Genomic DNA, 13,081 nt, shown 5'->3' on the forward strand with positions numbered 1-13,081 from the left:
AATGCGGTGGTGGTGATGTCGACGGGGTCGGTCCGGTTAGTGTCGACCCTGAGGCTCAGGGTGACGCCGGGGAATGAGGCGATGCCTTCTGAGTCGGCGTTCTCGAAGGACCCTTGGGCTCCTCGCGCCAGGAGGATCTCTCCGCCTCCTCCCGCACGGCCGTAGAGGTTCCCGTCGGCGAAGCGCCAGCTCATGCATTCGCCGCTGCTGGCGTGCTGCGTCCGGACGACGGTGCCGGACGCGTCGACCTGCAGGTGCGCCGCGTTGCGGACTCCCGCTGTGAAGGTGCGGGCGGCTGTCTGCGCCTGAGTGGAGGCGGAGGTCTCGCCGTCGACGAACCCGTAGCCCCGTACTGTGTTCTGGAGGATGGTGGCGACGCCGAACAGCACCCCACTCAGGAGCAGGACGGCGACGATCATTTCGGCCAGGCTGAGCCCGCTCTCGTCGCGGCGCAGCTGCAGCGCGCGACGGGTGATCCGGCTAACCACTGCTGTCCTCGTCACCGATCCGCACGACGGTGCTGACGTCGCCGAAGGCGCGCCCGCCGCCGGTCACCCGGACGGTGACCTTCGCGGTGCCTGGAGTGCTGCACGCTCCGATCTGCCGCTCGGCGACCAGCTCCACACCGTGAGATGTGATGCGTGGGCTCTCCGGAGGAGCGGCAGCCCACTGTGCCAGCCCCTGGCAGGTGTGCTCCCGCGAGGAGACGTGGGAGATTTCGCTGTTCATCAGCTGGGAGGCTTCGGCCGCGTTGGTGGTCAACCGTGAGTTCTCCAAGGACATATGGAGCATCGGCAGTGCCATGATGGCTGCTACGCCCAGCAGCAGCATGGCAACCAGCACCTCGACCATGCCGAAGCCCTCCTCGTTGGAAAACCGCGTGCTCATATCTGCCTGCTCCGAGTTGTTCGAGGAATTGTCCGCTGAAGAAGCCCGCTGCGTCGGACCTTCGCCGGTGAAATACCGGCGAGGGTCCGACATCATGCAACGAACCAGATTCGGCGAGGATCAGATAGAGACGCCTTCGCAGGTGGCCGGCGCATCTCCGCCGTAGTCCACCGAGAAGCTGATGTTGTCTGTCCCGTCGCCACCGGCCACAGTGACCGTGTACTCGTCGGACTGTCCGTTCAGTGCCTGGACGACCTGCTCACCCATACCAGCGCTGTAGCCGCCCTCTTCGAATGCGGCGGAGGTGTACATGGAGAGTGCGTTCGAGCAGGTGGCGTCAGCCGCGGCCTCTTCCGCCGTCTCCACCGAGGAGAGGTACAGGGGCACTGCGATTGCGGCCAGGACGGCGATGATGAGGACGACCACGAGGAGCTCGACCAGGAGAAGCCCTGCTCGGACTCTTTCAGCTGGGCGCGCTTCTTGTTGAGGGCGTCGAGGACGCGGTCAAGCGTAGACATAGGTGTGCTTCCTAAGAGTGAAGATGGGAATCGGGACGCACTGCGAGCGCAGGGTCCCCGCGAAGATGCGGGGAACCCTTCACGCGCTTCGCGTGCTTCTCAGCCGCCCTACCACAGGTGCTGAGCTGTTTATAAAACTAGCATGCATTCACAGGCGAGATTCAGCTTTTACGGCATTTCTGGATAAAACCCGTATATAACCTCGTAGTTAATACGGGGCCTCGTGATGAACCCCGGGGCACCCCGTAGTCACTAGGGGTCCCGCGGAGATCACCAGCTGATGCGGTCAATGCTGTCGAGCGCCTCTTCGCGAAGATCTGCGCTCAGCGGGGAGGACCCGGCAACATCTGCTGCGGCGTTCTGGGCCTCCGCGGACACCAGGTACGTGGCGAAGGCCGCCGCCAGCTGCGCCTCCTCCTCGGAGTCGTACTGGTTGCACCAGACGGTGTATGAGACCTGCACCAGCGGGTATGCGTCGGAACTCTCCGTATCGCGAGAGAGCACAAAGCCCATGTCGTTGCCCGGCCCTCCATCGGACCGCTCCGAGGCGGCCAGAGCCTCAGCGGCCGCTTCAGCCGAGGGGTCGGTGTAGTCCCCGCCGACGGCCAGGGAGGCTCTCAGCGCGTTCTCCCCCACCTGACCGGCGTCAGCGTAGGTGATGCCTCCGTCGTGCCGGGCCAGCTCCTCCAACACTCCGGTCGTCCCTGAGCCGAATTCGGCCGTCAGGTCAGCGGGCCAGTCGCCGCTGGACGACCACTCCCAGTTGTAGGCCGCCTCCTCGAGATATTCGGTGAAGTTCTCGGTGGTTCCGGACGTGTCGGAGCGATGGATCACCGTGATGTCAGTCGAGGGGAGATCCTCCTCATTGTGCTCCGCAATCCGCGGGTCATCCCAGCTCGCAATCCCCCCGGAGAAGATGTCAGCCAGGACCTCGGGGCTGAGGTTCAGCTCGTCCACCTCCTCAAGGTTCACCGCCACTGCAATGGGAGAGACGTAGGTCGGCAGGTGGAACGCGCCCTGGGGTCCGCAGCGCTCCTGCGACTGTTCGACCTCATTCGGGTCCAGAACAGCGTCCGTGCCTGCGAAGGCATACTCACCCGTGAGCAGGCCAGCCCGACCGTCCCCCGAGCCCACCGGCGAGTAGGTGACCTCCGCGCTCGACGTCTGCGCGAAGATCTCAAGCCAATGATCCATGGCACGCTGCTGCGAGGAGGATCCCCCGCCGTTCAGCCTGCCTTGGACCTCTCCGAAGTCGAGCACCCCATCGCCCCCTTCGAAGTTCCACCCTTCGTGGGCCGGCGTCTCGGACGCCTGAGCAGACTGCGCCTCTGCCCCCTCATCCGCATCCGCCATGGCTCCGCATGACGTGAGAACCAGCGCTGAGCCGGTGAGACCAACGACGGAGAGTCGCCCAGGGAACCAGTTCATGATATTTCCTTCGGTTTTTGATGTGACACTTAAATCAGGAAACTAAATTGATCTTACGGATACGAAACAGTGAGTCCCGATGAATCGAGACCCCTTTCGCGCGCACTTGGCGGAGGTGCAGAGTTCGTCCGAGCTGCAGCGAGCTATTCCTCGCTGCCTGCTTGGACTCACATCATCTCCTCGAAGACGGAGAACATAGGGAGGTAGAGGGCGACGACCATGCCCCCGATGACTGCCCCCACCACCACGATCATCAGCGGCTCGACCAGAGCGGTGAGCCGCTCCGCCGTGAGCTGCACCTCCCGCTCCATGAACTGCGCCACCTGCATCAGCATGGTGTCCAGCGCACCGGTGTCCTCACCGACCGCAGCCAGCTGCGACACCAGAGGCGGGAACACCTCTTCCTTCTCGAGCATGGTCGCCATCGAGCGACCGTTGCCGACTCCCACTGCGACCCGGTCGACCGCTGCTTGCACCAGCGGCGAACCTGCTGTCTGCTTGACGATCATCAGCGACTGCATGATCGGCACACCGGCCTTCAAGGTGGTGGCGAGCGTCTTGGTGAACCGTGCGATCGCCACCTGTCGGAAGAACTTTCCGAATATCGGCAGCTTGTGCTTGAACTCGTCAACACGCACTGCCACTCGGGGATCCTGTCCATATTTGCGCCAGAGGAACCATCCGGCACCCCCGAGGGCGAGCAGGATGGGCATGATCCAGAGCATGTTGTTGGAGATGCTCACCAGCAGCTGGGTGAAGGCGGGCAGCTCCCCGCCCAGCCCTTCGAACATCTCCTCGAAGACCGGAACGATGAAGATCAGCATGCCGATCACCGCGAGCACCGCGATGGACATGACGATAACTGGGTAGGCCATCGCCGATTTCACCGTGTCCTTGATCTTCAGCTCCGCGTCGAAGGCATCGGCCGCAGAGACCAGCGCCTCCGAGAGGAAGCCTCCTGCCTCCCCGGACTCCACAAGGTGCACCAGCAGCGGAGGAAACATGCCCGTCTGCTTGTTCATCGCGACACTCAGGGAGCTTCCCCGCTCGAGATCTCGCCGCACGGCGGTGAACACCTCGGAGAGCTTGGGGTTCTCCGTCTGCTGCTCCAGGATGCTCAGCGACCGAACGAGGGTCAGGCCTGCATCAAGCATGGTGGCCAGCTGCCGGACTGCCATGGAGATATCACGCAGACTCGGGGCCTGGAAGAAGGAGAACTCGATGTCCCGGGTCAGGAGCGTTCCGGACGATTCCTTGACCTCGACCACGACGAGGCCCTGATCCTGAAGCCGGCTGATCGCGTTGCCCCGCGAACCGGCGTCCATCGTGCCGCGGCGCTTCTTTCCCTGCACGTCCCGTGCGGTGTAGGAGAACGTCTTGATATCCGCCATGACTCAGCCCTGCCCGTTCCAGCCCTGGTAGCCGCTGTAGGACGGCGACCCGGGCATGGCCGCAGGCGGCTGCTCATCCCTGCGGCCGCGGAACACCGACTGCACCCGCTGACGGAACGATTCCTTGTCCGCCACCTTCTCCTCTGCATCACGAACGGTGATGGCGCCTGCCTCCACCAGTTTGATGAAGTGCTGATCGTAGGTGTGCATCCCGTGGGCGGCACCGGACTGCAGGACACCCGGCAGTTGGTGCATCTGACCCTCACGAACGAGGTTCGCCACTGCGTTCGTCATCACAAGGATCTCCGTCGCAGCCACTCGCCCGCCGCCGATCTTGGGCACCAGGGTCTGACAGACGACTCCCTTGAGAGTCGAAGCCAGCTGAGCACGGATCTGGTTCTGCTGATGTGGAGGAAACACGTCAATAATGCGGTCGATGGTCTGGGGAGCCGACTGCGTATGCAGGGTGCCGAACACCAGGTGACCCGTCTCAGCAGCTGTCAGCGCCACTTGGATGGTCTCCAGGTCACGCATCTCACCGATCAGGATCACGTCAGGGTCCTGACGCAGCACCTGTCGCAGCGCCCGCTGGAAGGACTCGGTGTCGTCCCCCACCTGCCGCTGGTTCACAATCGACTTCTTGTGGGGGTGGAGATACTCGATCGGATCCTCGACCGTCATGATGTGCTCGGATCGGGTTCGGTTGATCCGGTCGATGAGCGCGGCCAGAGTGGTGGACTTGCCCGACCCCGTGGGACCGGTCACCAGGACCAGTCCCTTGGAGAGCTTGGAGAACTCCGCCACAGCAGGGGGCATGTTCAGGTCGTCGAGATTTCGGATCTTCGTGGTCACGTAGCGCATCACCGTCCCGACCGCACCGCGCTGCCGGTAGACGTTCATGCGGAACCTGGCCTGCGGCGACAGCTCGTAGGCGATGTCGAGCTCACCGTCGTGCTTGAACTTCTCCAGCTGATCGTCGCGCAGAAGCCCCAGCACCTCCTGCTCCACGGTCTCCTGATCCCACACCGGGAACCCGGGAATCGGCTGCAGGCTGCCGTGCTGCCGCATCATCGGAGGAAGGCCGGCGGTGACGTGCAGGTCCGAGCCTTCAGCGGCGACCACCATCGCGAGCGCGTCGCGGAGCGTCGTGGGACCGCGTCGCGTCGAAGGCGCCTGAGCGGCCTTCTGGGCGGCGAACTGGTCGGCTGCAGTCATGGGACGTGATGGCTGAGCCCCATGCGCGGGCTGCCCGGTCCCGGCGGGCAGCTGGCGCGGGGGCTCCGCACTCTTGCTCTGCCGAGACGCACGCGATGAGGGAGCTCCGGGGCGTCGCTGCCGCGGCGCGGCCGCAGGAATCGCCGACTGGGTCTGCGCAGGTGCCTGGGCAGGTATCTGCTGGGTCGACTCCATGTGGGAGGGACGCTCCTGCTGCGCAGGAAGGTCGCGCTGCGTGTCCTCCAAGTGGGACAGGCGCGCACTGCTCTGCGTCTGGGCGGGGACCGGGTGGGATCGGCCCACGGGACGGGTGTTGGTGATCCGCGCTGCCTCTTCGAGCTCACGCACTTCACGGCGGCTCAGCTGCTGGCCCGGACGGCCATATGCGGGACGGCGCTCAGACGACAACGCGAAGCACCTCCTCCACTGTGGTCAGCCCTTGGAGGACCTTGTCCATGCCGTCCTGGCGCAGCGAGCGCATGCCGTTCCTGGTGGCGACATCCTGGATCTCCATGCTCGAAGCCTGCTGCACGGCCATCCGCGAGATTTCCGGGGTCACATCGAGAACTTCGTGGACGGCGGCGCGTCCGCGGTAGCCTGTGCCCGCGCAGGCGGAGCATCCCACCGGCCGATACGCGTCGCCCTGCTCCAGCTGCTCCCACGAGAGGGCGGAGGACTCCGCCTCCTCCGGGGTCAGCTGGTGGGGCTCCTTGCACTGGCTGCAGAGGCGCCGCACCAGACGCTGGGCGACGACCACGTCCAGCGCCGTGCCGACCAGGAAGGGCTCGACGCCCATTTCGCCCAATCGGGTGACAGCCGACGCGGCATCGTTGGTGTGCAGCGTGGAGAACACCATGTGCCCGGTGAGCGCCGCCTCGATGGCGATGGTGGCCGTCTCCGCATCTCGAATCTCACCGATCAGAGCAATGTCCGGGTCGGAGCGCAGAATGGAGCGCAGCGCTTTGGCGAAGGTCAGTCCTGCCTGGTTGTTCACCTGAACCTGGTTGATGCCCGGCAGCCTGTACTCCACCGGGTCCTCGACCGTGATGATGTTGACGCAGGGGTTGGCGACGTCCTGGATCGTGGAGTAGAGGGTCGTCGACTTGCCGGACCCGGTGGGACCGGTGATCAGGGCCAGACCGTAGGGCTGGGTGTAGGCACGGTGGTACACCTCGAGGTTCCGCTCGGACATTCCCAGTGCTTTGATGTCCAGTGCGGTGGAGGACTGGTCGAGGATACGCATCACGATCTTCTCGCCCCACACTGTGGGAAGCGTCGCGACACGAAGGTCGATCTTTCTCCCCGAGACTGAGACTGCCATGCGGCCGTCCTGGGGAATCCTGCGCTCAGCGATGTCAATGCTGGCCATGATCTTCAGGCGGCTGATCAGGCCCGCCTGAATCTGCTTCGGAGCCGAGGGCATCTCCTGAAGCACGCCGTCGATCCGGTATCGGACTCTCACCTGATCTTCGGCGGGCTCTATGTGAATGTCAGAGGCGCGGTCACGTATGGCCTGCCCGAGCACCAGGTTGACGAACCGAATGACGGGAGCGTCCTCGGATGCGTCGTCAGAGATCTGGATGGCCTCCTGCGCACCGGAGCCGTCTCCCGAATCCTCCTGGGCCATGGTGTCGGACAGCGATGAGAGCTCAGAGTCGGCGCGATGATGCCGATCGATGAAGCTGTGGAGATCGCTCGGCGAGGTGAGGACCGGGTAGACCGGCATGGAGAACACGAGGGCGACGTCGTCCAGCGCCACCACGTTCTCGGGGTCGACCATGGCCACTTTGACGTGCGTGGTGCCGTAGTGGGCCACCAGCTCCAGCGCAGCCACCTCATGCTCGTGCGACATGCGCACTGAGAGCTTGTTGACGACCCGCGGGTCGGGCTCCTCCTCGTCCAGGCGCACGAAGGGAACGCCGAGCTGCTGGGCACGTGCCTCGTAGACCAATTCCTCGGGGAGAGTCCCCTGTTTGGCCAGTTCTTTGAGTCGACCAAACTCGTCAGCAGTGCCGTTGAGCAGGTGCTCGGCGTTCTGCTGGGTCCAGGCTCCCCGGTCGATCAGGATCTGGGAAAGCGTTTCCATAGCGCCTCTCTGATGCTGAGAGCATCAATGCCGTACTGGCCGCCGAGGAGGGGAAGCTCCGGCGGAAGAAGTATCTACGGCTCAGCAAGGTGGTAGGGCGCTGCGCTGAGCAGTCTAGCCCACAACGGCAGGGATGCGATGCCGGGTGCACGACCGCAGGAAATACCCGTGGACATCCCCGTAGAACCCGGGGCGACGGGGCGGATCCCGGGCCTACAGTGAGCTCAAAGCCTCCCACCTCTCTACTCGCCCTAAGGCCCACCACCCACATGATGACTACCGCAGAGCCCAGTCGAGCACTCGACAGACCTCTCCCCCGGCACGACGACGCCGAATCAGATGCCGAATCCGCCCGAGACGCTCGGCATGCACGCCGGGAGCAGGCACGCCGGTCCCCGCGCAGCCAGCTGGCGGCCACGGGTCTGTACTGGCTCAGCGGCACGCCGGAGCGCTTCAGCGGGGTCCCCGGAACCTGGTCCGTCGTCGGAACCGCGGCTCTTGTCCACCTCAGCCCGAGCGAATACCTCACCATCGACGGGCGGCACCTCCCCACCCAGCACCTCTTTCCTGCCCTGGAGGAGGGTGAGAGCATCACCATGGAGATCCCGAGGGGCCCTGGCCAGCACCAGCAGGTCACGTCCCTGCAGCTCATGCGGCGCGATGATGAGCACATCATTCGGCCTCTCATGGCCGATCATCCCTTCCTCACCGAGTACGCCGGCACCGAGCTCTACCCCTACCATCCCGGGTGGCGCGTCTGGGCCGACTTTGAGCGTCTCGCCGGGGATCGCCGCGGCCCCGTCACCCACAAGGACGCCGACCCGCGCATGTTCGGTGCCGTCGGAGTGGTGCGCTTCGAGGTCTTCGAGCACACGCAGAGCCTGCTCGTGTTCCCCACGGACACGCCCGGCATGATGCGTGCCATCTTCACCGACACGTCGAACGATCCCAACGACTGCCGCTCGGTGCGGGGCCTCCATGTGGCGGAGCCTGGCCCGGAGGACCCGGCCCTGCTCGACTTCAACGAATCGCACAACCTCCCGTGCACCTACACGGAATTGGCCACCTGCCCGCTTCCTCCCGACGGAGGGCGCCTGAGCGTGCCGATCGTGGCGGGCGAGACGCCTCCGACCCAGCGCGTTCGGGCACGGGTGGGACGAAATGGGCTCACATGGAACCCGAAGGCCAGCTACGATATCCCTGGCGCATGAGGGTGGGCACAATTTCGGCTGCCTGCTGATGCTCAGCGCATTCAGACTTTTTCTATTGGGGACGCGACACTGTGATTACTTTCAACACCTATGCCCGCCTGTCTCGACGAGCTCTCACGGCTGCTGCGGCTGCAGGCGCCGCATTGGCCCTGAGCGCCTGCGACACCCTCCAGGCAGTCCCGTCGACTGAGGAGGCGGCTGTGCCGGACAGCGAAGCCGGTGCGAACTACATCAGCCCCGACACGGCCGATGAGCTGCTGGCGACGATCCGATCCGGCGGTCAGTCGGCCTCGCTCTCCTACGGAACCAGCTCCACTATGGGAGATCTCCGCCGCGCCAACCGCCTGCGCGTCGGAGTGAACTACGAGCAGCCGCTCTTCGGATTCAAGGAGTCCGGCGCAGAGGCCCCCGAGGGCTTCGAGATCGAGCTGGCACGAATCATCGCCGATGAGCTCGCTATCGAGGAGCAGTACATCGAATGGGTCGACGTCGGCGACGGCAGCCGCGAAGAGATGCTCAACGACGGCGAGGTGGACATCGTGATCGCCACCTACACGATCACCCACCAGCGCCGTGAGGAGCTGGGCTTCGCAGGGCCGTACTTCACTGCAGGCCAGTCCATCCTGACCGGGTGGTACAACGAAAGCCTGGTGCGCAGCGAGTACGACCTCATCGACGAGCCCGTTTGCACTCTCGAAGACTCCGTCGCCGAGGAGGAGCTTCAGTGGATGGGTGCTGACGTCACGGCTCGCAGCAGCGTCGACGACTGCCTTGAGATGCTCGACGACGGCGACGTGGTGGCCTTCTCAGCGGACAACACCTACTTGGCCGGCGTCGTGCAGGAGAACCCGGGTGAGTACCGCATGGTCGGTGAGCCATTCACGTACGAGCCCTACGGAATCGCCATCGATGTGGACGACGACAACTTCCGCATGTGGCTCAATGACCTTCTCGAGACGGCCTACCACGACGGGCGCTACGAGCAGGCCTGGACGAGCACCATCGGGGACACCCTGGAGATCCCGGAGGAGGGACTCGAGATTGACCGCTACGTCCGCTGATCTCGGACCGACCGGCCGTCGACTAAGGTGATGCTGTGACGTCGTCGTTCTACATCAACGCCAAGCGCTTCGCCGTCGAACCCCTGGTCAAGACGGCATGGCGCCCCTGGGTCAAGGGCTTGGACAACATCCCTGAGGAGGGCGGCGCCATATTGGCCGCGAACCACCTCAGCTTCTTCGACTCCGTGCTGGTGCCGGTCGTTGTTCCACGACCGGTGAGCTACCTCGCGAAGAAGGACTACTGGGAGATGAAGGGCGCCTTCGGGGCCTTCAACCGATGGTTCTTCACCGCCACCGGCCAGATACCCATGGACCGCTCGGGCGGCGCTGCGAGCGCGGACTCTCTGCGGCACGGCGAAGAGGCGCTCAAACAGGGACACCTCCTCGGCATCTACCCCGAGGGAACCCGCTCCCCCGACGGCAAGCTCTACCGAGGCAAGCTCGGCGTGGCCAAGCTCGCCCTGCGCGCCGAAGTGCCGGTCATACCGATCGCGCTCATCGGAACAGACAAAGTGCAGCCCATCGAGGACCGGGTGCCGAAGATCCGCCGCGTCGGCATGATCATCGGCGAGCCCCTGCATTTCGACTCCTACTACGCCATGGCTCCGGACCTCTTTGCCCAGCGCGCCGTCACCGACAAGATCATGTACCAGATCATGCGCCTCTCGGGTCAGGAGTACGTCGACACCTACGCCTCAGAGGTGAAGGCGAAGATGGAGTCCGAAAAGAAGAAGTAGCCGCAGCACACGGTCGACTCAATCACCGGAGGAACCGCTGCGACACGTCGCGGCACCCCGGCCCCACGTGTCGCAGCGGAGAAGGCCCCCGCATCGCCGCCGGGAGCGCTAAGGTCATCAGCAGGGCTCCGAACTGCGCGCCCATCACGTCCTGCGGCGCATGCGCCGAACAACAGAATCGGAGACCCTATGACTGTGGGTGCCGCCTCGCCCTCTTCCGGCAGAGCGCCCGCCGGCGCGCGCCGCCTCCCCCGCGCAGCGGGCTGGTCCCTCCTCGCTGCCGCCGCGCTGACGCTCCTGCTGACCATGAGCCTCTCCCTGCCGCTGGCCACGTTCTCCGGGTTCGGCGAATCCCGCGGCGTCACCTACTTCCACCCCAACGCCCCCACAGGCGAGGGCATCGGCATGCTCATCGGCTTCATCGTGGCAGGCGCCGCTGCTGTCACCGCCTTCCTCATGGCCGCACGCTGGCTGCGCATCCTTTCCGGAACGATCAGTGCCATGGTCGGGCTGTGGGCCTGCGTGAACGGCCTCGGCACCGCCGGCGAGCTGCACGCAGGAAGCTTCATGGGCATCAGCGCCTCGCCGGGGCCCGGGGCCTACCTGCTCGGGGGGCTCGGAGTGCTCCTGGTCCTATCCGCCGTGCCGGCGATCCTCCTCCCCGACAGCAGCGGCAGCACCCCGGATGCAGACCAGGGCCCCAGCTGAACTCATCAGCTGGGGCCCCTCGGCGTGATCAGCACGATTGAAGGATCACACGCTGTACTCCTCCAGGATGCCGCGGCACTCCTCGAACGCGGCCTCGTTCTCCCAGAAGTCCTCGTCTTCGACCTCGGTCACCAGCGTGCGCTGCAGGATGCAGTACTGGGGCTTGCGCTCCCACTCCTCGTTCTCATCGAGGCGGTAGAGAGCAGCGTCGCCCTCACCCTCGAATACGCCGGGGATCCACGAGTGCTCATCCAGTGTTCCCCAGACGGTGTACGAGTTGCAGGACTCAAGCTCCAAGCAGGCTTCCAGAACGTGTTCGTACCGCTGCAGCGCCCCCTCGGTGTCCTCCTGAGACATTGAGCCGTCGTCCTCCACCATGCCGCGGACGTCGATCTCCGTCACTGCGGTCTCCAGGCCGAGATCCTCGAAGCGCTGCAGGTTGTCCTGGTAGGAGTCGTCGAAGCCGTACTCCATGGACAGGTGGGTCTGCGCACCGAACCCGTGCACCGGAACATCACGGTCCAGCTGCTCCTCGATCAGCTCGTAGTAGGCGTCCGACTTGGCGTTCTCGCCGTCCACTGAGTAGTCGTTGTAGAAGAGCAGTGCGTCAGGGTCCTCCTCGTGGGCCCATTCGAAGACATCGTCGAGGATCTCTGGGCCCAGTTCGCGGATCCAGAGGTTTCCGGACTCGTCCGCGGGACCGTCCCGCAGCTGCGGCTCCTCCTCATCGTCGAAGATCTCGTTGGCGACGTCCCACTGCTGGATGCACCCTGCGTACCGGTCGACCACAGTGCGGACGTGCTCCTCGAGCATGTCGCGCAGCTCATCCTCGGTGTACTCGCCGTCCTCGACGGCCTCTTCGAGCCATTCGGGGTTCTGGGAGTGCCAGAACAGCGCGTGCCCGCGCATATCCATGTCATGCTCCTGAGCGAACTCCACGACCTCGTCGGCCGCCTCGAAGTCAAAGTCTCCCCATTCCTCAGGGTGGATGAACTCCCACTTCAGATAGTTCTCGTGAGTCAGCGAGGTGAACTCGGCAGCGAGCTGATCCCTGTACTCAGCGTCCTCAGGGAACGGGTCCGGGTAGTCCTCCTCCTCGTGGTGGCCTCCCCCGGCCGCGACGTTGCCGATCCTCAGGTCAGCCTCCTGCGCCCAGTGTCCGAGCGAGTCCTCGTCGTAGCTGTGGTCAGCCTCTTCGTCGGGCGCGAACCGGCACTCTGAGGCCTGGGCATCGCCGTTCTCGGCCTCGGCTCCATTCTCGTCGCCGTTCTCCGCCTCATCCTGTGCGGCCTCGTCGTCTTCGGGGCTGTCGGCAGCCTCATCCTCGGCGTCACCTGCCTCCTCGCCTTCGGCAGCTGCGTCTTCCTCCGTCTCGGCGGCGGTGTCAGCCTCTTCGTTCTCGCCGTTCTCCGCATCAGCGCAGCCGGTCAGCAGAAGTGCTGTGACACCGAGCCCTGCCGCTATTCGAGCACTCAGAGATGACATAGGGAACCTCCTCGTTCGATGGGTCGTCTGAACCGGACGCAGACGGCGACTCCCCCAGCGTGCCGCGTCTGCAGAATCGCGAGAAGTACCACTTTGTCCTGCCGGAAGACTATTTGGGGCGCAAAAGTGTGTCAAGGATCACATTTGCATCGCGGCACAAAAAAACCCAGGTCAGCGGATGCCGACCTGGGATTCTTTGCTGCTTCAGCACTGTGCGCGAGGGGGGACTTGAACCCCCACGCCCGTGAAGGCACTGGCACCTGAAGCCAGCGCGTCTACCTATTCCGCCACTCGCGCCGTCGCTCCCTGGAGAGCTGCGAACCGCCGAAACAGCGAAAACAAAGTTAACCCAC

11 protein-coding genes and 1 tRNA gene are annotated in these 13,081 nt (G+C 64.7%); 4 read left to right on the forward strand and 8 right to left on the reverse strand.

Annotated elements, in window-relative coordinates; all coding sequences use genetic code 11:
• Positions 1 to 480: 480 nt before the first annotated feature.
• From FS388_RS02090 to FS388_RS02115, 6 genes are all read right to left on the reverse strand, one after another.
• Complete coding sequence (locus FS388_RS02090) at positions 481 to 888, reverse strand: type II secretion system protein (protein ID WP_168198562.1); 408 nt, start codon at positions 886 to 888, stop codon at positions 481 to 483.
• Positions 889 to 1,008: 120 nt separating this feature from the next.
• Positions 1,009 to 1,314 carry a hypothetical protein gene (locus tag FS388_RS02095; RefSeq protein WP_146339242.1) on the reverse strand — a complete coding sequence of 102 codons (306 nt, stop codon included), beginning with the start codon at positions 1,312 to 1,314 and terminating at the stop codon, positions 1,009 to 1,011.
• A gap of 362 nt (positions 1,315 to 1,676) precedes the next feature.
• Complete coding sequence (locus tag FS388_RS02100) at positions 1,677 to 2,834, reverse strand: phosphate ABC transporter substrate-binding protein PstS (RefSeq protein WP_146339244.1); 1,158 nt, start codon at positions 2,832 to 2,834, stop codon at positions 1,677 to 1,679.
• A gap of 167 nt (positions 2,835 to 3,001) precedes the next feature.
• Entirely contained in the window at positions 3,002 to 4,225 is a 1,224-nt protein-coding gene (locus FS388_RS02105) for a type II secretion system F family protein (RefSeq protein ID WP_146339246.1), read from the reverse strand.
• A gap of 3 nt (positions 4,226 to 4,228) precedes the next feature.
• Complete coding sequence (locus FS388_RS02110; RefSeq protein ID WP_246836267.1) at positions 4,229 to 5,848, reverse strand: type IV pilus twitching motility protein PilT; 1,620 nt, start codon at positions 5,846 to 5,848, stop codon at positions 4,229 to 4,231.
• Positions 5,838 to 7,526, reverse strand: coding sequence for a GspE/PulE family protein (locus tag FS388_RS02115; RefSeq protein WP_146339248.1), 1,689 nt, complete (start codon positions 7,524 to 7,526; stop codon positions 5,838 to 5,840). Before FS388_RS02115 ends, FS388_RS02110 begins: the two co-directional genes overlap by 11 nt.
• A 269-nt stretch (positions 7,527 to 7,795) precedes the next feature.
• On the opposite strand from FS388_RS02115, the gene FS388_RS02120 reads away from it, so the two are divergent.
• From FS388_RS02120 to FS388_RS02135, 4 genes are all read left to right on the forward strand, one after another.
• On the forward strand, positions 7,796 to 8,737 hold the full coding sequence (locus FS388_RS02120) for a DUF1684 domain-containing protein (protein ID WP_146339250.1): 942 nt from the start codon (positions 7,796 to 7,798) through the stop codon (positions 8,735 to 8,737).
• A gap of 71 nt (positions 8,738 to 8,808) precedes the next feature.
• Positions 8,809 to 9,798, forward strand: a complete 990-nt coding sequence (locus tag FS388_RS02125) for a transporter substrate-binding domain-containing protein (protein ID WP_146339252.1) — start codon at positions 8,809 to 8,811, stop codon at positions 9,796 to 9,798.
• A gap of 35 nt (positions 9,799 to 9,833) precedes the next feature.
• Positions 9,834 to 10,535, forward strand: coding sequence for a 1-acyl-sn-glycerol-3-phosphate acyltransferase (locus FS388_RS02130; RefSeq protein ID WP_146339254.1), 702 nt, complete (start codon positions 9,834 to 9,836; stop codon positions 10,533 to 10,535).
• A gap of 189 nt (positions 10,536 to 10,724) precedes the next feature.
• Positions 10,725 to 11,243: a hypothetical protein gene (locus FS388_RS02135; protein ID WP_146339256.1), complete on the forward strand. Its 519-nt coding sequence runs from the start codon at positions 10,725 to 10,727 to the stop codon at positions 11,241 to 11,243.
• Positions 11,244 to 11,288: 45 nt separating this feature from the next.
• On the opposite strand, the gene FS388_RS02140 is transcribed toward FS388_RS02135, so the two are convergent.
• Positions 11,289 to 12,728 (reverse strand): endo-1,4-beta-xylanase, encoded by a 1,440-nt coding sequence (locus FS388_RS02140; protein ID WP_146339258.1) that lies wholly within the window; start codon positions 12,726 to 12,728, stop codon positions 11,289 to 11,291.
• A 213-nt stretch (positions 12,729 to 12,941) separates the two neighbouring features.
• Positions 12,942 to 13,025, reverse strand: a tRNA-Leu gene (locus FS388_RS02145).
• Positions 13,026 to 13,081 lie beyond the last annotated feature (56 nt).

Source organism: Nesterenkonia sp. NBAIMH1 (assembly GCF_007922635.1).
Classification (GTDB): Bacteria; Actinomycetota; Actinomycetes; order Actinomycetales; family Micrococcaceae; genus Nesterenkonia; species Nesterenkonia pannonica.